The 21,748-nt window shown below is 40.4% G+C and carries 20 protein-coding genes and 2 other annotated features; of the genes, 4 read left to right on the top strand and 16 right to left on the bottom strand.

Annotated features, from left to right (window positions below):
* Window positions 1-34: 34 nt before the first annotated feature.
* From AB3Y88_RS09185 to AB3Y88_RS09165, 5 genes are all read right to left on the bottom strand, one after another.
* Window positions 35-703, bottom strand: coding sequence for an ABC transporter ATP-binding protein (locus tag AB3Y88_RS09185; RefSeq protein WP_056961115.1), 669 nt, complete (start codon window positions 701-703; stop codon window positions 35-37).
* 7 nt (window positions 704-710) lie between these two features.
* Window positions 711-1,757: an ABC transporter permease gene (locus tag AB3Y88_RS09180; RefSeq protein ID WP_367293429.1), complete on the bottom strand. Its 1,047-nt coding sequence runs from the start codon at window positions 1,755-1,757 to the stop codon at window positions 711-713.
* An 86-nt stretch (window positions 1,758-1,843) separates the two neighbouring features.
* Window positions 1,844-2,797, bottom strand: a complete 954-nt coding sequence (locus AB3Y88_RS09175) for a glycosyltransferase family A protein (RefSeq protein ID WP_228888266.1) — start codon at window positions 2,795-2,797, stop codon at window positions 1,844-1,846.
* A 62-nt stretch (window positions 2,798-2,859) separates the two neighbouring features.
* Window positions 2,860-3,639, bottom strand: a complete 780-nt coding sequence (locus AB3Y88_RS09170; protein ID WP_056961113.1) for a glycosyltransferase family 32 protein — start codon at window positions 3,637-3,639, stop codon at window positions 2,860-2,862.
* A complete protein-coding gene (locus AB3Y88_RS09165; protein ID WP_054756246.1) occupies window positions 3,636-4,664 on the bottom strand; it encodes a sugar transferase in 1,029 nt (342 codons plus the stop codon). The genes AB3Y88_RS09170 and AB3Y88_RS09165 overlap by 4 nt, the downstream gene beginning before the upstream one ends.
* Before the next feature lie 386 nt (window positions 4,665-5,050).
* Here AB3Y88_RS09165 and AB3Y88_RS09160 point away from each other — a divergent pair, with 386 nt between their 5' ends.
* Entirely contained in the window at window positions 5,051-5,965 is a 915-nt protein-coding gene (locus tag AB3Y88_RS09160) for a methyl-accepting chemotaxis protein (protein WP_054756244.1), read from the top strand.
* A gap of 777 nt (window positions 5,966-6,742) precedes the next feature.
* Here AB3Y88_RS09160 and AB3Y88_RS09155 read toward each other — a convergent pair.
* From AB3Y88_RS09155 to AB3Y88_RS09135, 5 genes are all read right to left on the bottom strand, one after another.
* Window positions 6,743-7,588 (bottom strand): transporter substrate-binding domain-containing protein, encoded by an 846-nt coding sequence (locus tag AB3Y88_RS09155; RefSeq protein ID WP_056961112.1) that lies wholly within the window; start codon window positions 7,586-7,588, stop codon window positions 6,743-6,745.
* An 81-nt stretch (window positions 7,589-7,669) separates the two neighbouring features.
* Entirely contained in the window at window positions 7,670-8,410 is a 741-nt protein-coding gene (locus AB3Y88_RS09150; protein WP_056961111.1) for an amino acid ABC transporter ATP-binding protein, read from the bottom strand.
* Window positions 8,411-8,427: 17 nt separating this feature from the next.
* Window positions 8,428-9,102, bottom strand: a complete 675-nt coding sequence (locus AB3Y88_RS09145) for an amino acid ABC transporter permease (RefSeq protein ID WP_228888269.1) — start codon at window positions 9,100-9,102, stop codon at window positions 8,428-8,430.
* Window positions 9,083-9,742, bottom strand: coding sequence for an amino acid ABC transporter permease (locus AB3Y88_RS09140; protein ID WP_056961109.1), 660 nt, complete (start codon window positions 9,740-9,742; stop codon window positions 9,083-9,085). Before AB3Y88_RS09140 ends, AB3Y88_RS09145 begins: the two co-directional genes overlap by 20 nt.
* A gap of 399 nt (window positions 9,743-10,141) precedes the next feature.
* The gene (locus tag AB3Y88_RS09135) at window positions 10,142-11,308 is read right to left on the bottom strand and encodes a PLP-dependent aspartate aminotransferase family protein (protein WP_056961108.1); all 1,167 of its coding nucleotides are present in this window, start codon (window positions 11,306-11,308) and stop codon (window positions 10,142-10,144) included.
* Between the two features lie 51 nt (window positions 11,309-11,359).
* Window positions 11,360-11,624, bottom strand: a binding site (T-box leader).
* A 229-nt stretch (window positions 11,625-11,853) separates the two neighbouring features.
* Here AB3Y88_RS09135 and AB3Y88_RS09130 point away from each other — a divergent pair.
* Window positions 11,854-13,224, top strand: a complete 1,371-nt coding sequence (locus AB3Y88_RS09130; protein ID WP_056961106.1) for an FAD-dependent oxidoreductase — start codon at window positions 11,854-11,856, stop codon at window positions 13,222-13,224.
* A gap of 108 nt (window positions 13,225-13,332) precedes the next feature.
* Here AB3Y88_RS09130 and AB3Y88_RS09125 read toward each other — a convergent pair whose 3' ends face one another.
* The 4 genes from AB3Y88_RS09125 to AB3Y88_RS09110 all read right to left on the bottom strand — a co-directional run bounded on the left by AB3Y88_RS09125 (window position 13,333) and on the right by AB3Y88_RS09110 (window position 17,025).
* Window positions 13,333-14,457 carry a vitamin B12 independent methionine synthase gene (locus AB3Y88_RS09125; protein ID WP_056961105.1) on the bottom strand — a complete coding sequence of 375 codons (1,125 nt, stop codon included), beginning with the start codon at window positions 14,455-14,457 and terminating at the stop codon, window positions 13,333-13,335.
* Between the two features lie 63 nt (window positions 14,458-14,520).
* Window positions 14,521-14,750: a binding site (T-box leader), on the bottom strand.
* Window positions 14,751-14,823: 73 nt separating this feature from the next.
* Window positions 14,824-15,198, bottom strand: coding sequence for a TIGR02328 family protein (locus AB3Y88_RS09120; RefSeq protein ID WP_228888271.1), 375 nt, complete (start codon window positions 15,196-15,198; stop codon window positions 14,824-14,826).
* Window positions 15,199-15,579: a DUF1722 domain-containing protein gene (locus tag AB3Y88_RS09115; protein WP_056961097.1), complete on the bottom strand. Its 381-nt coding sequence runs from the start codon at window positions 15,577-15,579 to the stop codon at window positions 15,199-15,201.
* 237 nt (window positions 15,580-15,816) lie between these two features.
* Window positions 15,817-17,025 carry an NAD(P)/FAD-dependent oxidoreductase gene (locus tag AB3Y88_RS09110; RefSeq protein WP_228888274.1) on the bottom strand — a complete coding sequence of 403 codons (1,209 nt, stop codon included), beginning with the start codon at window positions 17,023-17,025 and terminating at the stop codon, window positions 15,817-15,819.
* A 766-nt stretch (window positions 17,026-17,791) separates the two neighbouring features.
* On the opposite strand from AB3Y88_RS09110, the gene nrdI reads away from it, so the two are divergent.
* Together nrdI and AB3Y88_RS09100 are read left to right on the top strand one after the other, a co-directional pair.
* Window positions 17,792-18,295 (top strand): class Ib ribonucleoside-diphosphate reductase assembly flavoprotein NrdI, encoded by a 504-nt coding sequence (gene nrdI / locus AB3Y88_RS09105; RefSeq protein ID WP_054757970.1) that lies wholly within the window; start codon window positions 17,792-17,794, stop codon window positions 18,293-18,295.
* A gap of 164 nt (window positions 18,296-18,459) precedes the next feature.
* Window positions 18,460-19,218, top strand: coding sequence for an SDR family NAD(P)-dependent oxidoreductase (locus tag AB3Y88_RS09100; RefSeq protein WP_054757971.1), 759 nt, complete (start codon window positions 18,460-18,462; stop codon window positions 19,216-19,218).
* A 212-nt stretch (window positions 19,219-19,430) separates the two neighbouring features.
* Here the strand turns inward: AB3Y88_RS09100 and AB3Y88_RS09095 are convergent, their stop codons facing one another.
* The gene (locus AB3Y88_RS09095; protein ID WP_056961372.1) at window positions 19,431-20,771 is read right to left on the bottom strand and encodes an NAD(P)/FAD-dependent oxidoreductase; all 1,341 of its coding nucleotides are present in this window, start codon (window positions 20,769-20,771) and stop codon (window positions 19,431-19,433) included.
* Window positions 20,749-21,747 carry an ABC transporter ATP-binding protein gene (locus AB3Y88_RS09090; protein ID WP_228888277.1) on the bottom strand — a complete coding sequence of 333 codons (999 nt, stop codon included), beginning with the start codon at window positions 21,745-21,747 and terminating at the stop codon, window positions 20,749-20,751. Before AB3Y88_RS09090 ends, AB3Y88_RS09095 begins: the two co-directional genes overlap by 23 nt.
* Window position 21,748: the final 1 nt, after the last annotated feature.

The raw sequence follows: 21,748 nt of genomic DNA, 5'->3' as shown, positions 1-21,748 counted from the left end.
GTTAAACTGGTTGCTTTTTTTCTAACAATCAGTGTTACTGCTTTGAAAGTTTGCCGTCTATTATCTGATAGACTTGATCTGCCACTGCTTCTAAGCGCAGATCATGGGTAACCACAATAATCGTTTTCTGATTCTCATGTGCCAATTTTTTTAATAGTTTAATGATTTGCAATGTACGTTCCGTATCCAGTGCTGCTGTTGGCTCATCTGCCAGCACATATTCAGGATCGGCAAATAAGGCCCGAGCAAGCGCAACTCGTTGTTGCTGTCCTCCCGACAACTCGCTGGGATATTTGCGCAGTAATTGCTTTAAACCCAAATCATTCAGTAATTTATTAAACCTTGCAGGTGCAAGGTTGTGTCCTTTAACCTTCGTCACCAGCTCGAATTGCTCTTCAACTGTTAAAAAAGGCACCAAATTATAGGATTGCAGCACAAATCCAATTGTCGTTAGTCGTAATTTTGTGCGTTCCTTTGCAGTTAATGTGGCAGTATCCCGACCATTAATCATTACCTTGCCTTTACTGGGAGTTTGAAGTCCCCCCGCAATTGTCAAAAAAGTCGTTTTACCAGAACCTGAAGGTCCCACAACAAGCACTAACTCTCCTTTGCCAACTTCAAAATTCGCTTGTTCCAGCGCGATCGTTTTACCAGTGCCTGTACCATAGAACTTGCTCACCGCACTTAATTTTAATCCCTGCATCCGTGCATCAACCTCCAATCATCTGTATCGGATCAACCTTGATTATTTGCCGAATTGGGATTAGCGCCCCTGCCAAAGACATTACAATGATACCCATGCCCGCAATTCCAATTTCATTCCAGTCTAATTTAATGGGCACTTGTGTCGGTAGTATCAGCGCGGTCACGAACGCTAATCCAAGTGCAACTGCAACCCCCAAGATGGACATTAGCAATGTTTGAACAAGTGTATTCCGAATCAAAAAGCCGGTAGGAATTCCTTGTGCCTTCATCACACCAAAATTTGGCAGCTTTTGAAGCGTTAAAATATATAAAAAAATTGAAATTACAATTAAAATAATCACAAACAAAAAACCAATCATAAAATTAAAGGTTAACTGTTGTGCACTATATCCGGGCAATTGCTCTATAAACTGCGCAATTGAGTATCTTCGACTGTCCTTCAATTTTAACTGCTTATCTCCGGAATGTTGAAAGACCACACCGTTAATACTCCTAGTTTTGGTGACTTCTTTCAGCGTTTCAAATGAGGTGTACATCACTGGAGCAACATTCAACGAAGATGCCGTGATGAAACCGACAATCTTCAAGTGCACTTTGGAATTTGGAATTGTTAAAGAATCTCCCAATTTGAAACCGTCTTGCTTGAATTTAGCAGAAACAACCACAGTTCGAGCAGCACCAAATTTTTTTCCTTCCTGCAAAGGCAGTTTTTTGTAAATAAATTCTTGCCGTTTAATTGCCAATAATTGTGCATTTTCCTTATAATTATGACTTTTAACAAGCGTTGAAAATTGCGCAAGCTGTGCACCTTTTTTGCCAATCTGGCGCAGATCGTGCGCACTAAGATACGATTGCGGCAACCTTCCTTGAGCGTCTTTATCAAGAACAATTTCTGCGGCATTCCACTGCTCAATGGCAGACTTGTTCAGATCAGAAAGTCCAGTAGCCAGGCCAGGCAAAATAAATACTAAGTAGCTCACCAAAAAAATCAAGCTAATAACCAACCCATAACGAACTTTATCATGTTTCATCTCTCTAATGGCCAAGAACATTGAAACCCCTCCACACACTCTGATTTCCGCACAAATGAAAACCAGAATTTTATAGATCTCAAAACTGCAACAAGCTCAGTTTTTTATCACAGATAAAAGAAGCGGTAATTCAGTTTGTTCAGGCTTCTTAAATAGTAATTAACTTTATTTTTTTCAAGCAGATATCGATTTTTTTTCCAATGCGGAAACCATTTTTGGGTCCATTCCCAAATTTGATCTAATAACTGCTTTTTTAATTCTTTATTCTTAATCTTTCGTACCTTGCGGATCAGCACATTCCCAAATAAATTACGACAGAAACGATATTCGAGTTCTTGTGCATACTCAGGATAACAACCTCGTGTATGATAAAAATTCAAAATGTCCTGATAAATCCAAAAAATGTCCGCAACTTTAGTATTTTGAGCATATGAAATTGAGGAAGCTCGCTGGACATAATGGACCTCACAGTTTCGATCAACTGCAATTTCTGTCACATTATTCAAAAATGCAGCAGTCTTAAAGAAAAATGCTTGGTCTTCATACAGCTTACCAACTGGGAAAGTAACTCCAATCTCAGTCAACCAATCTCTGCGATACAGCTTATTCCAGGCAACCACTCGTCCCTTAACCAGATAAGTTGCAATCGAATCGTAGACAACCGCCTGATCCGGTTTGCGCTGAGCACCATTTTCCCAAACAAAGTTGCATTCAACGATTTTTTTTGTCCCCTGAGCGCTCTGCTGATACATGTTTGCCAGCATCTGCGGTTCTACATAATCGTCAGAATCAATGAACAGTAAGTATTGTCCTGTTGCAAACTGCATTCCGTAATTGCGGGCATCAGATAACCCGCCATTTTTCTTTTTATAGTACTTAATTAACTGTGGATACTTTTGTGAGTAGCTTTGACAAATACTGCCAGACGAATCCGTACTTCCGTCATCAACTAGAATAATTTCAAAAGCAGTCATTGTTTGTTTACGTAAACTCTCAATGCAACGCTGTAAATATTCAGCCACATTATAGACTGGAACAACTACACTAATTTTTGTCATCATTATTATCTCTCTTTTTCTTTCGTACCTAGTCTGTTCAATTCGGTATTAGCGCTCAAAAATGGTCAAGACTGGTGAGAAATCAATGCTCGTAAGCGGCGCCAGATTCCCCAACCTGCTCGTAAAAACCAATTAACCTTCATCCCCCATTTTTTTCCTAAACGTTGGTTCACCTTCCGGATAATTTGCGTATGACGCCGACTTCTTTCATCCTGCCATAATGCGCTGTAATGGTGAATACTATACGTATTTGCCGTCAACTTAACTTCTCCCGTCAAAAAATCAAGCGGAGCAAAATAATCAGTCGGATAAATTGTTGCCCCCGCCACGTTTTGCAGTCTATCAGTTTTTTGAAATCCGCGTTGTGCCAGATATTGAGTTGCATAGACCGGAATTGCAACAATATTAAGTTCACCATTATCCTTGATAAAACTAAGTCCCTCATACATATCCCTTAGACCACCAATGATCGGATTGCCTTTTTCGGCGCCAAATCCCAATCCCGGCGCAACTGCGATTCCTTCTTCGTTCGACTCCATCCCAAAAAAAGCCTGCTGGTCTAGCAACTCATCCAGATTTTTAACTAACTCAACATCGGTATCAAGATAAATACCGCCATACTCGTACACTACATCAAAACCGGCATAATCAGAAACAAAGCTCCATTTTTGCTGCTGAGATGCTTGTGCCATATATTTATTTTTATTAACGTCATAGTTTTTTTCGTTCCAACAAATAATTTCATAGTCGGGGCAAAGTCGCTGCCACCCCGCAAGATACTCTTGGTATTGTTCAGGCAATTGCCCGCCACCAAACCAGCAATAATGGATTTTTTTGGGTATCATTTTTTATTCTCCTGTTCTTTGCTCATCAGTTCATGCCAAGCTTGTCGGATGAATTGACCCGTACGTAATTTTTGTGCAATCTTACGCACATTTGCACACAATCTTTGATACTCATCTTGGGAAACAGCCTCCAAGCTCGCATCCAATTCATGCAGATTTGAAATCACAAGTCCAAGGCCGTGCCGGCGCACAAACTCAGCTAAGGCAGCTTCTTTCCAAATAATAACAGGTAACCCTGAGCTAAGATACAAAGAAGCTTTGTGCGGATCATTATACCTTAGATATTCTCCGAACACGCCATCACATTTTTCCAGACTGGAACCATCCCAAATCAAACCAAAATTTTGCGTTAACTTCTGCGGTAGTACTTCAGGTGAATACGAACCACAGTAATGAATATTTTGCTGGTAGCTAGCCTGCTGATTTGGACCGAATAATTCCAAACTATGATTAAGCTGTAATTTATTCAAAAAACTCGCTTTCCCTAAATTACCAGCAAAGCACATACTTCTGTCAAAAGGGCGTCCTTCAAGCAACGGTTGCGGGTTATCATAATCAAAAAGCTGAAGGCTGACCATTGGTTTGACTACTCCATTTTCTTTTAACCATCCCAGCATCTTATCATTATGTACAATTAATCCGTCACTTTGATTAAAAAAATTAATTTCTTTTTGCAAAAATAGCTTATCATTTCTACGCAACCGTAATGCTTCAACGTCATGCAGCAAATAAAATAATTTGCTATTCGCTTGTTTTCTAACCTGCGTCACAATTTTCTTATTTGTACGTTCATTAAAAGCTGGATATTGAAATAAGACAACCTCTAGTGGAAGTGGACGCAAACGGTGTGGAATATCCCATAACGTCTGAATAATACTCATTAATTCTGCCTTACGTCTTCCATTAAAATAGAATTCAATTCCGGTAAAGCCATCATTTTGCAAGAAGCGAACTACATCAACTTTTGCTTTAGGTCCTGCCTCATTTTGACCCTTATCGTACATAGAAATAACATATTTATTCATTAGTTACCTTAACCGTTCCTTTCACAACTGGGACTGCGTCAAAACATATTTTTTGGCCAGCTGCTTATTTTAGTCTACTGTAATGTATTTTAACTCTTTTCAACAATCACTTGGAATGTGGCTATTCACGCGCTGTCACTCAAGCTTGCTTCATTAATGTAGCTCCTATTTTGTAATACTACCATAAAAGCCCCTTTCGATGATAACTGCATTAGGTTAAAGCCCGTTAGCCGCCGTTTTACCCGCATTAATCGTTAGTTTATTTTTATACTGTGGCTTTCTAACCGTACGCCTTGCTTATTTCAAAAAGGAACTAAAAAATTAAATATTTTAGTCGATAATAACAAGTGAAGCTAAAAACAAACACGTATCCTCGGGAGGTAAAGATGGAAACAGACCAAATCATCAAACGCGCTGTTAATACTGCTTTTTCGCGAGAAATGGCAATCGTGATCTTTGACACCAATAAAAAAATTATCTATGCGACACCTTTATTCGCACAGACACTTAAATATTCACTTGCTGAACTCAAAAATCTCTACCATTATGATCTTTGTTTTTCAGATTTTGTAAAAAGTGAAAATTATCAAAAATTTTGGAATCTGCTTTTACAAGGACACAGTTATCAAGATCGAGTTATTCGAAAAGACAAAAACGCACAACAAGTTTTTTTTGAAGCCAATTACTTCCCTGTGCAAGATGAAAAAGGGGCAGTCATTGCTGTTATGAAAGTCTGCTTTGATATTACTGAGAGAACTAAACAGTTAGAAGCTTCACTCAAGGTAGTTCTTGATATTTCAGAAAAAATGAACAAAATTTCAGAAAATGGACAAAAAAACCTTGGTTCTTTGCGCAATAACATTGCACAAATTGAAACTTCTTCAACTGCCAACAAAAAAAGCAGCAAATTTTTATCAAATCGTTCTGAACAAACAAACGACATCGTCAAAACTATTCATGGAATCTCTAAACAGACTAATATGTTGGCTGTTAATGCTTCTATTGAAGCAGCACGTGCAGGTGAACTTGGGCGCGGTTTTGCGATCGTAGCTAAAGAGATTCGGAAGCTTTCAACCCAGGTTCGGGCGGAGGCTTCAGGAATCCAAGATCATATTGGTAATATTACAGAACAAGTTGATGCAATCTTGAATAGCTCGGAAGCGATTCTGCAGGTAACCACTTCTACGCAGACGGCGATGAAAACTAGTGCGGATTCCTACAATACACTTAGAAATACGGCGACACAGCTTCAGGCAGCGATGAATGCTCTCAATGAATTATTTATGGTAAAGAATGATTAGAAGAAGTGCCGACACCCTGCGTTCAGCCGCCGTAGACTAAGTCCAGTATTACAAAGTAACCCGAACTTGGTTACACGTAATGCTGGCTTAGGCACAGGAGGTTGCTGGGTGGAGCACGTTATGACCGAAGTGTCGACAAGCACCGTCAGACTTTGAGCACTAACGCCAAATTACAAAATAGTCGGCCTATGACTATGCACAATTTGCGGTTAGGCGCAAAAGGCTGGTGATTGGAGCACGTTATGACCGAAGTGCGTAAAAAGACGCTAGGTTTTGAGGCTTAGAGTTGAATCACAGTGGTAACTGCACTTGTTACCGATGTGATTCACTCTAAACACAGAAACCTGTCTTTTGAAGCACGTTTATTATAGAAGTGCCGACACCCTGCGTCCAACCGCCGTGGACTAAGTCTGGCATTACAAAGTAACCCGGGTTTGGTTACGCGTAATGCTGGCTTAGGCACAGGAGGTTGCTGGGTGGAGCACGTTATGACCGAAGTGCGTAAAAAGACGCTAGGTTTTGAGGCTTAGAGTTGAATCACAGTGGTAACTGCACTTGTTACCGATGTGATTCACTCTAAACACAGAAACCTGTCTTTTGGAACACGTTTAATAGAAGTGCCGACACCCCGCCGTGGACTAAGTCCAGTATTACAAATACTAAAATAAGCTCAGGAATGCGGCCAAAACTATCTGTTTTTGGCTTAACTTCCCGGGCTTATTTAGTAATTTATTCATTAACCTGCCGTTGAACTGAACTTTTTATTCTAAAGCCCAGCTACTTATTTATCAAAATATCTGCAGAATTTACCTCAGAACTAAAGTATGGTTTCAAATCTGAATTATATGCTTTTTCAAAGAAACCATTTTGACGCAATTTCTTTATATCCTTATTAGTCCAATTCAACAATGAACTATTCCCCTTCTTAACTGCCGGAGCAATAGCCGAACTAGGCCCTAAAGTCTTGATTCCAACTGAATAATCTGGATGATTCTTAACCCAAGCATACAGATAAGAATTATCATCCGCTAAAGCAACCCCACGCTTGTTCTTCAATGCATTGAACTGCTGTGTTTTGGAATCAAACTTCAGAAGGTTAACATCTTTTTGTTTTTCTGTAAAATATGTCTCAGCAGTTGTTCCTTTGCTAACAATCACTGTCTTCCCCTTTAACTGAGCCACATCACTAATCCGTGATTCTTTTGGCGAGACTACCCCGACTGAAACTTTCATATATGGTTCCGCAAAATCAACGACTTTTTTACGGTCACTAGTCACAGTAAAGTTAGCCAAAACAAGATCAACTTTATTGGAGTTCAAAGCATCTACCCGGTTGTTAGCATTCACCTGCGTAAATTTAACCTTAACATTCAAGTCTTTGGCAAGCTGTCGCGCTAAAGTGACGTCATACCCGACGCGTTTGCCATCTTGATTAACCCAACCATAAGGCTTAAGGTCACCAAAAACTGCTACCCGCAAAACACCACGCTTTTTAATGGCACTTACAGAACTCTGATTATTGGAACTGCTGGAACTATTGCCACATCCAGCCAGTAAAAATATCAGCCCCAAAGATGCCACCACTCCTAAAAATAATTTTCTAAAAAAAACTTTTTTTCGCATAAAAATCCTCCCCTTATCCAGTTACTACTATATTTTAATGCGTTGATAACCTTAAAAAAAACAGCAGACATAATTTACCTATTAAAATGTCATACTTTCCAGAAATTCCCGTGCTCTTTGTGTTTTTGCGTGTTGGAAAAATTCTTTTCCAGGGGTTTGTTCCAAAATCCGTCCTTCTTCCAGAAAAAGAATTCGATCTGCAATTTGTGCTGCAAAATTCATTTCATGCGTAACAATAATCATTGTCATGTTGTCACGCTCTGATAGCTCTCGAATAATCTCCAAAATCCCACGAACCATTTCGGGATCTAACGAAGCTGTCACTTCGTCAAATAGCATTAGTTCAGGATGCAAGGCAAGAGCGCGAACAATTGCAACTCTTTGTTTCTGACCGCCCGAAAGCTGCCGCGGATACACCTCAGCATATTTCTCTAATCCTACACGCTGCAACAATTTTAAGGCTTCAGCAGTTGCTTCAGCACGTTGTCGTTTTTGCACTTTTAACGGTCCCAAAAGAATATTATCAAGGACGCTTAGATTGGGGAAAAGATCATAACTTTGAAAGACCATTCCAATTTTTTGCCGTAGCTGCGGCCAATTCTTTTCTTGTGGTGTAATTTGTTTACCACCGAAAAATAAAAAACCCGACTGAAATTGTTCCAATCCATTTAGACAACGAATTAAGGTGCTCTTTCCTGAACCGGAAGGACCTAACAGCGCTACTACCTCACCTTTTTGAATCTCAAAACTAATATCGTATAGTACCTGATGCTGCCCATAATATTTATTCAACTTATCAATCTTCAAAATTTGTTCTGGCATCTCTGTTTCCTCCATAATTAATGCTGTTTTGCAGCTAAACGGCGAGCCCACAAAGAAAGTGGATAATCGACGATAAAATAAAACAAAAAGATGATTCCATATATCCAGAAGATTCCATTTGGATATGTCTGTCGATTTGCCTCAATGATCTGCTGTCCAATATTAATGACATCCATCACACTGATAAGCATTAAAAGCGAAGTGGTCTTAACAACACGTGTTGCAAGATTAATTGTGGCAGGCAGTTCCAAAACAAGTGCTTGCGGTAATAACACATACCTAAACAACTGCCAGCCATTTAGGCCAAGTGCCAGCCCCGATTCTTTTTGGTGCTGCGGTACAGAAATCAAGGCTCCCCGAACGATATCACTGAATTCAGCCGCTACCCATAAGGCAAAAGCCAGTACTGCCATTTGCTCAGCCGGCAAATTAAGATTCAGCTGACGGGGCAAAATATAATAAAATAAGAAAAGCAGCACAACCGTGGGTACTATTCGAAAAAACTCAAGATAAAGCCGTAACAAAATTCTCACTGGCCGATTCTTAGAAGTTCGTAAAATACCCAATCCAGTCCCAAGAATTAGCCCAATAATAAGCGCACAGATTGCAATCCAAACTGTCGTCCAGAGCCCTTCAAGTAACCGGACAAAATTATTTCCGGCAAACAAAATATTAGTTCCCAAATGAACCATACCTCACTTTCCGCTCTAGGATTGTTAAAATAATTGATAACGGAATCAAAATGATTGCATAAGCAAGTACTAGCATGAAAAGATACTCATTACTGCGATAATACAACCCAACCAAATCAAGTGCGGTATTTGTCAATTCTGGAATTGCAATTACTGAAAAAATTGAGGTCTCCTTGATTAAAAAAATAACATTGGCTGCCAGGGCCGGAACACTGAGCGTAAAACCCTGTGGAAAAACAACGTAACGGGCAAGTTGAAACTTATTCAGTCCAATTGCTTTACCTGCATCCAATTGGCTCTGTGAAACCCCGTTGAAACCGCCTGTAAAACCTTCTGCCATATAACTTCCACCCAGAAAAGCCAAACCAATAATTCCACAAACCTGCGCAGGCAATTTAATGCCAATTACAGGAAAGGCATAGTATAAAAAGAATAATTGGATTAATAGCGGAGTATTGCGGAAAAGCTCCACGTATACAGAAGCAACTTTACCTAAAAATGGCACTTTAAAATACTGCAAGAGACTGCAACAAACTCCAACTAGCAAAGCCCCTAATATGCCAACAAAGGAAAGCCAAAGCGTCAGTTCAAAGGCCTTAACAAATTGCGGAATTGCTTGTTGCATAATACTTAAATCCATCTTGTCTTCCTTCCATCTCTATTCTTTTTAAATTAATCACTAACTTATTCAGTTGATCCAAAATCTAATTGATTGTCGGTCGCTAGCTGAAAAAATCTTAAACAGGTTATTTTGAGCAGCATTAGCTTTACCCTTAATTGTTTATTCATTTTTTAATTATAAACAATACCGTTTCTAATTTTATCACCTATATCTCATAATTATGACAGTTCTAAGATTACTTCAGCCTAAGCTCAAAGTCAACTTTTCCAAGCCTAAAATCCTTGTTTGGCGGCGATTGTAAAGGAAATCAATTTATTAAATAAACAACATTTAGTTCGCAGTGTGCTTCCACTTTAATGTTAGTTATCACATAGACCACTGCTTTACAAAAATTTTTTTTTAAAAATGATGCAAAATTTAAACTGAGGCTGCCGTTTTCTTTCTTGCAACTGCCAGAGCGGCTCTAATATCGGCAATAAGGTCCTCGCAATCTTCAATCCCGATTGCACATCTAATTAATTGTGGAGTAATTCCTGCTTGAATTCTTTCTTGCGGCGGTAGCTCTGCATGGCTCATCTCGTACGGAAGTTCTACCAGACTTTCGACCGCCCCTAGACTAACCGCCAGTTTCAATAAGTGTAAGTTATTTACAAAAGTAGTTGCATCCGTGTTGGCATCAAGTACGAAAGAGAAAACTCCTCCGTACCCCCGACATTCACGTGCGGCAATTGCATGATCCTTTGTCCCTGCAATGCCCGGATAATTAAGCTGCACAACTTCTGGGCGCTGCTGTAAAAACTCAATCAAAGCAGCCACATTTTGTTGTTCACGTTCCATCCTCACCCCGAGTGTTTGAATTCCACGTCTTACCAAATTAGCACTTTCTGGTGAGAGCACACCTCCAAGTGCATTCTGTACAAAATAAATTTTTTGTCCCAATGCAGCCGTCTTAGCAACTACTAAACCAGCAATTACATCAGAATGACCGCTCAAGTACTTAGTTGCAGAATGTACTACTAGGTCAGCCCCGAGTTCCAATGGACGTTGCAGATAAGGTGTCAAAAAAGTATTATCAACAATTGTTAACAAGTTATGCCTTTTGGCAATGGTTGCAATCTCCCTAACACTTGTGACTTGCAGCAATGGATTAGTAACAGGCTCAAAATAAATCGCCTTGGTATTGTTTTGAATCGCTGCTTCAACCTTCTCTAAATTCCGCGTATCAACCGTCGTAAATGCAATCCCTTGCAGCTTAAAGTACTGATTAAGCAAACGATACGTACCACCATATAGTTGGTCGCCTATCAAAATATGATCTCCAGGCCTAAAAATTGCAAAGGCAGCATGAATGGCAGCCATTCCAGATGCAAAAGCAAACCCACAAGCTCCATGCTCAAGTTGCGCAATTTGCTTTTCTAAAAATTCACGTGTGGGATTGCCTGAACGTGCATAGTCCCACCTAACATTTTCACCAACTTTAGGATACTGATAAGTAGAAGAATTGTAGACTGGGATATTGACTGCCCCTGTGTTATTATCCTTAATTTCTTTGCCATGCACCAACTGCGTATTAAAACCTGCCATTATAAATTACCCCTTCCCATAAAAAAAAGCATTCCCATCCAAGTTCTTACGAACAAGGACGGAAATGCTTTCCGTGCTACCACCTTAGTTTGAGTAATTCTCACAAATCACTCCTCAAGAAGTACGCCATTACAAATTGTAAATTGATACTTCGACCCTTTAACGGGAGTTCCCGTTACTGTCTCATTGTAAAAACAACTTAACAGTAAAGCTCCATCCAAGACCATCTTCAGCGTTTCACCAGCCCATCGCTTTTCACCAACCAACGACTCTCTGACAGCAGCTCCACACGTACTCATCTTGCAGCTTATTTCATTTATATAGTGTTCACATTATTGTTCATTTACTGATAAATGTCAACCATATTTCACAAAAAAATGTGCTGTTGTTTTTTTCTGCAACTTTCGCTAAAAAATTAAATTTTATTTTTAAAAAAGAAAAGTGTTTTGTTTGACTGTAATTTAGAATTATTCTAAAATGCACAGTGGACGGATAACTAGTTCCTAGCAGTTATTCAATAACCAACATTACAGGAGGTTGTTTTAATGGCTAAAACAAAGGTAGTAATCGTCGGAGCATCACACGGCGGACATCAATCAATTCTTGAATTGTTACAACGTTATACAGATGTCGAGATCACAATGTTTGAGGCAGGAGATTTCGTTTCATTTATGTCCTGTGGGATGCAGTTATATCTTGAAAATAGCGTTACTGATGTAACTGATGTGCGCAACTTTGAACCACAGCAATTCACTAAGCAGGGCGTGCATATTCTAAACAACCATGAAGTAACGAAGATTAACGCAGACGACAAGACTGTCACTGTTAAAGATACACGCACCGCCAAGACAGAAGAAGTCGCATATGATAAATTGATCTTAAGCTCAGGGGTAGTTCCAAAAGAGCTCCCCGTCCCTGGTAAAGATCTCGAAAATGTTTACTTAATGCGCGGTTATGACTGGGCTACCAACATTAAACAAAAATTGGAAGATCCTGCTGTCAAAAACATAACAGTAATCGGTGCTGGATACATCGGAATCGAAGCTGCCGAAGCAAGTCGCAAAGCTGGCAAAAACGTAACTTTGTTAGACGTAATCCCGCGTCCTTTGGGAACCTATCTTGATCCAGAAATGACTTCAATTCTTGAAAAAGAGCTCAAAACTCAAGGTGTCAATGTTGTCATGAATGCCAAGATTACCGCATTTACGGGTACGAATAAAGTCGCAGCGGTCAAAACGGAAAATGGTGAATATCCTAGTGATCTTGTGATTCAGGCCGCGGGTATTAAACCAAACACAGCCTGGTTAAAAGGAACTGTTGCCTTAGATGATCATGGATTCATTAAAACAGATGAATATTTGCGTACTAATTTGTCCGATGTATATGCTCTAGGCGATGCGACACTTGCACATTCTGTGGCAGCCAATGCGCAAATTCCAATTGCATTAGCAACCGTAGCTCGTCGTGAAGCACGCTATCTTGTGCAGCATCTTTTCGATAAAAAGCCAGCACGTCCTTTTAAGGGTGTCGTGGGTTCATCTGCATTGAGTGTTTTTGATTATCATTTTGCAACCGCTGGTTTAAATCAAACTACTGCCAAACGTGTCGGTTTAGATATTAAAACTTCCTTCTATCGTGACAATCTGCGCCCACAATATGTCCCGACAAATAAAGGAAACGTGCCAGTTTTCGTTAAATTAGCTTTTGAGCCCTTGTCTCATCGGATTGTTGGCGGAGCTGTTCTTTCTAAGTACGATATTACTGCACAAGGTAATGTCATCGCTTTAGCAATTCAACAGCACCTTCGTCTTGAAGAGCTTGCAGAAGCAGATTTCTTCTTCCAACCTGGATTTGACCGTCAATGGAGCTTATTAAACCTGGCAGCACAACATGCTTTAGGCGAAAATCCCTTCTAAATCTAAGCAAGGCTTAACTGCCACTAGCAATTACTGAAATAATAAAAGAGCGACTTCATCCGTTTGGAAAAAAGTCGCTCTTTTATTATTAATCAATTCCTGATTTTTTTACCAGACCTTGTCAGCCACTCTTTTAACCAAGTCAATCTTGGCCCATTGCTGTTCTTCAGTTAACACATTGCCTTCTTCCGTCGAAGCAAATCCGCACTGGGTTGAAAGTGCTAGATTCGTAAGCGGAACATATTCAGCTGCTTCTTTGAGTCGTGCAATCAAACTCTGTTCATCTTCAAGCGTTCCATCTTTAGAAGTAACAAGTCCTAAAACAATTCTTTTTTCTTTTCGTCCATTAAAGATCGTCTTAAGCGGGGCAAAATCACCGGAACGTTCATTATCATATTCTAAGAAGAAACCGTCGTAATTCAATTGTGCTAAATACTTAGCAACGACATCATAGCCACCTGCAAACAAGAAGGTCGATTTAAAATTACCGCGACAAATATGTGTGGTGACTGTCAGATCTGCTGGCAGACCGGTCAAAAGCTCATTAATTACAGCAACGGACTCTTGGGCAAGTGTGACGTACTTAGCATATTCTTGGGGTTGATGCTTAGATTCATTCAATTTACTGATCAAAAAAGCCCACGTTGTATCATCAATTTGAAGATAACGCGCACCTAATTCGTAGAAATGCAAAATAGTTTGTCGGTAAGCTGTCGCCAAGTCATGTAAATAAGCGCTGCGTTGTTCGTAGAAATGCGGCCAATTGTCCGAGCGATTGTCTCTAAAAAGCATTGTGGGTGAGGGGATTGTCTGTTTAGGCACTACCCCTGCAGGCACAGCTGCTTGCAGTGTTTTAAACGCATCAAAAAAGGGATGCTTTGGATTATAAGCTACCTTGCCTGCAAGTTCAGCATTATCTGTTCGTGTCTTTGCTCCTTTAAATTGATAACTTTTTTGATAGTCGTATTTTGCGACTCCTTTCAGGCCCCATAGGAAATCTAGATGCCACCAACTCCGACTGAATTCTCCATCTGTTACTGCTTTCAATCCATGTGCAGCTTCTTTTTCAACTAACTTTTTAATCTGTTCCTGCCGAATCGTCAAAAAAGCGTCCTCAGTTAAACTGCCTGTCCTTCTTTTGGCCAAAGCATCCTTAAGCGCAGGTGTGCGCAAAAAACTCCCCACAATATCATAACGAAATGGCCCGACCTTTGTTTCATTCTGTGTTGTCATCGCTGTTCCTCCTAAAATTGTAATCAAAAAATAAAAAACGTCCTCCTTTTGCTTTATTGCAAAAATAAGGACGTTCTTGACGTGTTGCCACCTTAGTTTAAGAACAGTTCACACTGTTCCCCTCTTAGGGTCTTTACCTACCCTTACGCGCTAATGGGCGCACCCATGAACACTTAACTATTCGGTGTTCTCACTTCCAGACCATCTTCAAGCGAGGTTCATTACTTCTTTTCAGCACCCAGAAGTTCTCTTGAATGGAACACTCGTTTTACTCATCTGTTCATTGTTTTTATTAATTTAATTGAGGTTATGCTAAGCCAATTCTTGTAAAAAGTCAACTTAGATTACTTTCTAAAAGAAATGTTGCTATCCTTTTTCTTTTAAATTAATTCCCTTAGCTGCCAAATTATCTAGACATTCTTTTAAATAAGCTGCATTATGCTCAGGGTAGATGGGAGAAGTCAGCGCGACAGCTTGCAACTGGCTGTAAGCTGGGCAACTGGTTCCCCGATATTCTGCAGTAAACCATGTCTGATTTGGATGATAACCGCGGCGCAACATCTCATTTAGTACTATTAAATGGAACTGATATAATTTATAAGGTGAATACTGGAACACATAATTAACAGTTGCATGTGGTCGTCCCCACCCGTTTCCGCGAAGTGCAGCTACTTCTCGATGCTGACCTAAAAGTTGTTGGCGTGGCAAACTTGAAATCAAACTTTGATGCCATAAGCGCATCTATTTCACCTCTTTAAATTGCAGGATTAAGCGCGCTTTTTCAAGATATGCCACATGATACTTGAAAGTTAGCTTTGTCAAAAATGGTCCAAGTTGATCATTTTCAGGAGTCAGCACATTTAGATAGTCAAGGTATTTTTTCTTTTCAGTGCTGTCTGCACATTTTTTAAAATATCCCCAGACATGCTGATACGCAGTTGTGAGAGTTGCTGTTGTCGGTTTTAGCGCCTCTGCTTGTTGCAACAACTCTTGATACTTTTTTTCCTTAGTTTCTGTCCAATCATTATTAGCTGCCATCATTCTGATTTCATTATAGAATTGCTGCGAGCGCGACATGACCCAATACTTATGTTCTGCCCAAGATTCTTGCCAAGCTAACATTGTCTACTCCCCTTTAACTTGAATACTTTATTATAACTTGGATACTTTATTATAACTTGGGGCTGTGACAAAAGTTAAACTTTGTCACAGCCCCTCTTTTATTCCGGATAAACGTGTTCCATAAGTCAAAATTCTCCGTCTAACTTCGAATTACTCATAGCAAAGTACTCACGATGTTCGTAATCTCGAGTTAGCACTCAAAATTTCCCGACTTATGTCACACTCTCAGTCTAAAAGCTATTCAACTTTTTCTAAAGGCAAAACTTGCTGTAATTGTGACAGCGTGGGCTTTTTCTTAAGTAAGTGCCGTAGATGATTCAGACTAACTTTAGAATTCCAAGAAAGAATCCCTTGAATAAGCCCATGTTCATCAAAGTAATAAACAACACTCTTGTTACCCGGTAGTTTTTCCGCATACATCTGCATTTGCGAACTAATATGACCAAGTGCATCCCAAGAAATATCGAAGACCCAGCTGTAAAAAGATGGTGTGTAATCATATGTTACTGCTGCTCCTGCCATTGACTTACCAGCAATCATCCCGGACTTAACCGCATGATTAACATGTGCTGAGCTTTGCCGTCCAAGAATCTTGTCCGGATATGAGATAATATCTCCAGCAGCCCAAATGTCTGGTGCCGAAGTTTTTAACTGTTCATCAACTATAATCCCATCGTGATCAGTCGCCAAACCTGCAGCTTTCCCCAACTTAAAATTAGAGCGGCCACCGATACCAAGAACAAGGCCATCACCTACAAGTGTCTTACCACTTGCTAAATGGAGTTCAACCTTTCCATCTTTCACTTCGTAGTTCTTAGCATATGCTGTTGTCAAAATTTTTATGCCAGCATCAAGGTATTTTTGTTGGTACGCCTCACTTAAATAGCCTGGAAAACGATCTTCATAAATTCGCTTACCGCTGATTACCATTGTGACTTGTGTATCGTTTTGAATAAGCCCAGCTGCAATTTCACTCCCAACATACCCGCTGCCGACAACCAACACTTGTTTGTGTTGCCCGCTGAACGCACGGATCTTGCGATAATCTGCTTTTGAGCGTAAAGCAATTGCCAAATCACTCGCAGGACCTGGAATCTGCAATGCTTGGCTTCCAGTGGCCAGTAGCAATTTATCATAGCTAAAATGTGTCCCATCAGCTGTTGTTACAGTATGTGCTTGGGGATCAATTGCCGTAACTGTGGTATTCAAAAAGATTTCAGTTTTATACTCAGCTGCTGTTTTAAAATCAGTGTCTGTTTCTTTAAAATCTGGATCTACCCATAGCTTTTTGCTGAGTGCTGGTCGTGCATAAGGAGCGTCAGAATCTGCAGAGATGATACCTAAAGTGCCAGTTTGATCCACAGTACGAATTCCTGCTGCAGCTTTGTCAGCTGCCATACCGCCACCAATCAAAAGATACTTAAAATGTTTACTGTCCTGCGCCATGCTAATTCCCTCTTTCTGACAAAGTTTCACTTAAAATATTTAGTTAGCTCTATAATACGGGCATCACACGTTTCATTATAAAATATTCGTAGAAAAATCATTAGCAAATTGCTCATAAACTAGGCTTTATCAACAAAAATCAAGATTTTAAAAAATAAAGTGCGAACTTTTTGACGTAACTCTAAATGGTACCTGGATTTTAAAAAAAATAGATTTGTTGTATTTTTAAGCCTAAAACTAGTTGCAACTATTGATTGTGCATTTTAAAAATAAGTAATACTATATATAGTGGGAATGCAATGATAGAAGTGCCGACAAGCACCGTTAGCCTTTGAGCATTAACAACAAATTACAAAATAGACGGGCTGTCTATGCGTAATTTGCGGTTAGGCGCAGGAGGCTGGTGCTGGGAGCACGTTAAGAAAGAAGTGCCGACACCCTGCGCTCAGCATCCGTAGACTAGGTCTGCATTACAAAGTAACCTGGGTTTGGTTACACGTAATGCTGGCTTAGGCACAGGAGGCTGCGGGGTGGAGCACGTTATGTAGAAGTGCCGACAAGCACCGTTAGCCTTCGAGCACTAACATCAAATTGCAAAATAGACGGGCTGTGTCTATGCGTAATTTGCGGTTAGGCGCAGGAGGCTGGTGCTGGGAGCACGTTATGTAGAAGTGCCGCTACTTAGCCTGAACGGACACATTGAATTAAAAAGTAACTCGTTTCCTTCTTTTCCCAACAAACCAGCTCTTTTATGAAAGGTGTTAATATGACAAACGAAAAATCAGCTCAACCAACACTCCACATTGTATATATCAGTATCGAAGGAAATACACGCGCATTTGTACAGAAAATGCAAAAATATGCACAGGAAATGCATGCGCAGAATGCACGCAACCGTCTAGTGACCCTCGATGAGGTCTCCGAAGCTAGCGCACCCTTAGAGATTCAGGGCCCCTTTGCAGTCTTTGTGCCAACTTATTTAGGCGGTGGGAATGGTATTAATAATGGAAATAATGAAATTTTGACAACGGAGTTATATGATACACTAACAGATTTTGATAACTATAAAAATTGTTACGGTGTTGTTGGCAGCGGTAATCGTAACTTTAATGCCCAATTTGGTTTAACGGCTAAACAGTATGCGGCTCACTTTGGTTTCCCACTCCTTGATTTATTCGAGCTGCGTGGAACTCCTAAAGATGTCCAAAAAGTCTATGCTCATCTAAACACGCGTCAAACTGAATTTGAGCAGGCCCTCAAAACTGATTAAAAACCACTGACCTTCTCCAAGTATTAGCGTTTCAAGGACTATTTAACTTTGAGCATTAATACTATGCACAAATGAATCTTAATAAAGATAAAAAGCTGTAAAATTCAGCCTTTTAATTCTTAAAAAATGTTACACTTAAGGTAATTTGGAATGGAGGAATTGCTATGAAAACAGTTATGATCACTGGTGCAGCTTCTGGAATGGGACTAAGCGCCACCAAACTATTTTTATCGAAAAATTGGAATGTTATGATGGCCGATTTTAATCAAGAAGCAGGCGAAAAAGTTGCCGCACAACTTGCACAAAAATACTCTGCAAATCAGGTTGTCTTTCAAAAAACCAATGTAGCTTCTGCTGCATCTGTTAAAGCACTAAAGGAAGCTACTACAAAGGCTTTTGGCCGCGTTGACAGTCTCGTAAACAATGCCGGAATCTTTACTAAAGGTGCATTGCATGAAGTTGCCGAAGACGCTTGGGATCGTATTATGGCAGTTGATGTCAAATCAATTTTTTTAACAGCTAAATATTTTGTCCCGGACATGATTGCACAAAAGTCGGGTACCATCGTCAACACTGCCTCAATTTCCGGATTGACCGGTGATTACAATATGGCTGCTTATAATGCTGCTAAGGGTGCAGTGGTTAATCTTGTCCGCGCAATGGCGCTGGATTATGGTAAATACAATATTCGTGTAAATAACGTTGCTCCAGGTCCTACGAATACACCGATGTTCCAAGCTAATCCGCCGGAAGTTATCAAACAATTTGAAGCAGCCAGTCCACTTGGGCGGCTAGCAGAACCTGAAGAAATCGCCAAAGTAATCTATTTTCTAGCTTCCGAAGATTCCAATGCAATTACAGGTCAAAACATTCCAGTTTCAACTGGTTTCGAGATCTACAGTGGACAACCCGTCCAAAAATAAGAAATAAGCAATCTAGATTAAAAGTATTCAACGTAAAATTAAGCGGGGCCTGTCAAAAATTAATTTTTGACATAGCCCCGCTTTTATTCCGATAAACGTGTTCCATAAGTCAAAATTCTCCGTCTAACTTCGAATTACTCATAGCAAAGTACTCGCTATGTTCGTAATTTCGAGTTAGCACTCAAATTTTCCCGACTTATGTCACACTCTTCCTATGAATATAAATACTTTAAATCACTAGCAGCGCTCGGATAAACCGGCATCCAATTTGCTAAGGCTGTGGCAGGGAGCTGTTGCGTAATTAATGCCGTCAAATAATTAATTAATTCTTCCGCATTTGCAGCATAGACAACCGCTCCAACTAAGTGATTTGCTTTTTTAGTCACAATCGTAGTTACCTGTGCATCATTATCCCGCAGACGTTGATAAGTATACCAGCTCCCAACTGCTTGCGTATTAATACTGTAATCTGCAGGATGTTTTTGTGCCCAAGCAAGAGAAACTCCCACTTGTGACAATTCTGGACCTGCAAAAACCGTGTGCGCTATGACGGGATAATTGATGGGCGCAGTAGCTCCTAAAATTGTCTCTGCGACATAGTTTCCTTCAAATCCAGAAACTGGTGTTAATTTAGGTAGTGACTTAGAAACTGCATCCCCGATTGCGTAAACATTCGCCTTGGTCGTTTGGAGATGGTCATTCACTTTGACCCCCCGCTGATCACTTTCAATTCCAACATGGGCTAGCTGTAAATCGTCGAGTGCTGCTGGTCGTCCTGTTGCTGCAAAAACATTATCGACTACAATTTGTTCTCCGTGAGTCCCTTTAATGGATAAATGATGTTGTTCTTTAGTAACTTTCGCAACTTCACAATTCCAATGGAAGGTAACCTTTTTAGCTGTTAACGCTGCAATTATTTTTTCGCCATACTCTGCAGGAAAGCCACGTAATATTCGTTTGTTATGCTGAATAAGATGCACCTTCGCGCCGGCTTGAGCAGCGATATTTGCTAATTCCACCGCCACATACCCCGCTCCAATAAAAGCAATCTCGGCTGGCAGATGTTCCAGTGAAAGAAAGTCAGTGCTAGTCTGCAAGTACTCTTTGCCTGGAATCTCAGGAATAAAAGGTTGGGCCCCCGTTGCAATCACAATGTTTCTTGCCTGATAGCTAGTGTGGTCGACTTCAATCGTATTCAGATCAAGGAAATGTGCTGTTCCGTGAAGGTGTGCAATTCCAGCATGAGCCAATCCCTGCTCTGTCCCTGCAGGAATCGAATCTGTGTAACTTTTTTTAAAAGCCATTAGTGCGGACCAATCGATTGCCAGACTTCCCTCTAACCCAGTCTGGGCAAAAAGCTGTGCCTGCCGTTTAGTCTCGACTACACCATACAACATCTTTTTCGGGTCACAGCCGCAATTAGGACAAGTTCCGCCCCAAAGGCCCTTCTCGATCACTAATACACGCTGCTTTTGTGCAAGCTTATAAGCCGCTGCCAAGCCCCCTGGACCGGCACCAATTATAATTGTGTCAAACCTTTTCTTTTCTGACATCTATCTGATCCTTCCTTTCCTCCAGCGTCAAAAACTGCAAGACAGTTGCAGCCGTAATCTCCCAGTAATTACCATGTTCGTCTTGAGTATAAATAACCTTTCCCATAGAAAGCTGCCCGCTGACATCTAAAATAGTTGCCTGTGCAGCAACCGGTTTTGCTGGCGTAGCTTCAATTTTCTGAGCAGCTTGAGTTGTAATTATTTCAGCTAATGTTGCTCCTAAAAGATCTCTTTTTTGAGTATCTGCAAAAAAGCGAGCAACGTACTCAGTTGCAGGATGCAGTTGAACTTCTCGCGGAGTGCCCACCTGTTGAATCTTTCCATGATGAACAACAGCAATTGCATCCCCCATCTTCAAAGCTTCATTCATATCGTGAGTAACAAAGACCACTGTTTTATGCAGTTGAGCCTGTAACCTTAACACCAATTTTTGCAATTGCGTGCGTGAAAGTGGATCCAACGCGCTGAAAGGTTCATCCATTAAAATCAGCGGTGGATCAGCTGCCAGTGCACGCACAATCCCAACTCGCTGAGCCTCACCCCCTGAAAGTTCACGTGGATAACGCTCAGCATATTTAGCAGCCGGCAGATCTACCTGCGCTAACAAGGTTTCTATGCGCTCTTTGATTTTTTTCTTAGGCATTTTTTTCATTTCAGGAATCACTGCAATATTTTGGGCAACTGTCATATTAGGAAATAAGGCAATTTGTTGCAGCACATATCCCATCTGCCAGCGCAGATCTTGTACCCGATACTCTGTGATTTTCTTGCCATTAATGGTAATCTTACCGCCATTGGGTTGAATAAGAGCATTAATCATTTTTAAAATAGTTGTTTTCCCGCTTCCAGAAGGACCGACCAGCACGAAGATCTGATTTGCAGGAACAGCAAGATTCAAATCCTTAATAACTGCCTTGCCGCTAAACTTCTTTTGTACATGGGTGAATTCAATGGCTATTTCCCCCTGTTTTGTCATC

It is taken from the genome of Liquorilactobacillus satsumensis (assembly GCF_964065465.1).
Classification (GTDB): domain Bacteria; phylum Bacillota; class Bacilli; order Lactobacillales; family Lactobacillaceae; genus Liquorilactobacillus; species Liquorilactobacillus satsumensis.
Note: the sequence above shows the minus strand (reverse complement) of the source record. Positions and strands in the feature narration are given on the sequence as shown.

Excerpts from the sequence above, each read along its gene's own strand:
- AB3Y88_RS09175 (WP_228888266.1), bottom strand. The coding sequence starts at position 2,797 with ATGATGACAAAAATTAGTGTAGTTGTTCCAGTCTATAATGTGGCTGAA.
- AB3Y88_RS09180 (WP_367293429.1), bottom strand. The coding sequence starts at position 1,757 with ATGTTCTTGGCCATTAGAGAGATGAAACATGATAAAGTTCGTTATGGG.
- nrdI (WP_054757970.1), top strand. The coding sequence starts at position 17,792 with ATGACAAACGAAAAATCAGCTCAACCAACACTCCACATTGTATATATC.
- AB3Y88_RS09130 (WP_056961106.1), top strand. The coding sequence starts at position 11,854 with ATGGCTAAAACAAAGGTAGTAATCGTCGGAGCATCACACGGCGGACAT.
- AB3Y88_RS09090 (WP_228888277.1), bottom strand. The coding sequence starts at position 21,747 with ATGACAAAACAGGGGGAAATAGCCATTGAATTCACCCATGTACAAAAG.
- AB3Y88_RS09115 (WP_056961097.1), bottom strand. The coding sequence starts at position 15,579 with ATGTTAGCTTGGCAAGAATCTTGGGCAGAACATAAGTATTGGGTCATG.
- AB3Y88_RS09145 (WP_228888269.1), bottom strand. The coding sequence starts at position 9,102 with ATGGTTCATTTGGGAACTAATATTTTGTTTGCCGGAAATAATTTTGTC.
- AB3Y88_RS09110 (WP_228888274.1), bottom strand. The coding sequence starts at position 17,025 with ATGGCGCAGGACAGTAAACATTTTAAGTATCTTTTGATTGGTGGCGGT.
- AB3Y88_RS09095 (WP_056961372.1), bottom strand. The coding sequence starts at position 20,771 with ATGTCAGAAAAGAAAAGGTTTGACACAATTATAATTGGTGCCGGTCCA.
- AB3Y88_RS09135 (WP_056961108.1), bottom strand. The coding sequence starts at position 11,308 with ATGGCAGGTTTTAATACGCAGTTGGTGCATGGCAAAGAAATTAAGGAT.
- AB3Y88_RS09155 (WP_056961112.1), bottom strand. The coding sequence starts at position 7,588 with ATGCGAAAAAAAGTTTTTTTTAGAAAATTATTTTTAGGAGTGGTGGCA.
- AB3Y88_RS09160 (WP_054756244.1), top strand. The coding sequence starts at position 5,051 with ATGGAAACAGACCAAATCATCAAACGCGCTGTTAATACTGCTTTTTCG.
- AB3Y88_RS09170 (WP_056961113.1), bottom strand. The coding sequence starts at position 3,639 with ATGATACCCAAAAAAATCCATTATTGCTGGTTTGGTGGCGGGCAATTG.
- AB3Y88_RS09120 (WP_228888271.1), bottom strand. The coding sequence starts at position 15,198 with ATGCGCTTATGGCATCAAAGTTTGATTTCAAGTTTGCCACGCCAACAA.
- AB3Y88_RS09125 (WP_056961105.1), bottom strand. The coding sequence starts at position 14,457 with ATGACAACACAGAATGAAACAAAGGTCGGGCCATTTCGTTATGATATT.
- AB3Y88_RS09165 (WP_054756246.1), bottom strand. The coding sequence starts at position 4,664 with ATGAATAAATATGTTATTTCTATGTACGATAAGGGTCAAAATGAGGCA.
- AB3Y88_RS09150 (WP_056961111.1), bottom strand. The coding sequence starts at position 8,410 with ATGCCAGAACAAATTTTGAAGATTGATAAGTTGAATAAATATTATGGG.
- AB3Y88_RS09140 (WP_056961109.1), bottom strand. The coding sequence starts at position 9,742 with ATGGATTTAAGTATTATGCAACAAGCAATTCCGCAATTTGTTAAGGCC.
- AB3Y88_RS09185 (WP_056961115.1), bottom strand. The coding sequence starts at position 703 with ATGCAGGGATTAAAATTAAGTGCGGTGAGCAAGTTCTATGGTACAGGC.
- AB3Y88_RS09100 (WP_054757971.1), top strand. The coding sequence starts at position 18,460 with ATGAAAACAGTTATGATCACTGGTGCAGCTTCTGGAATGGGACTAAGC.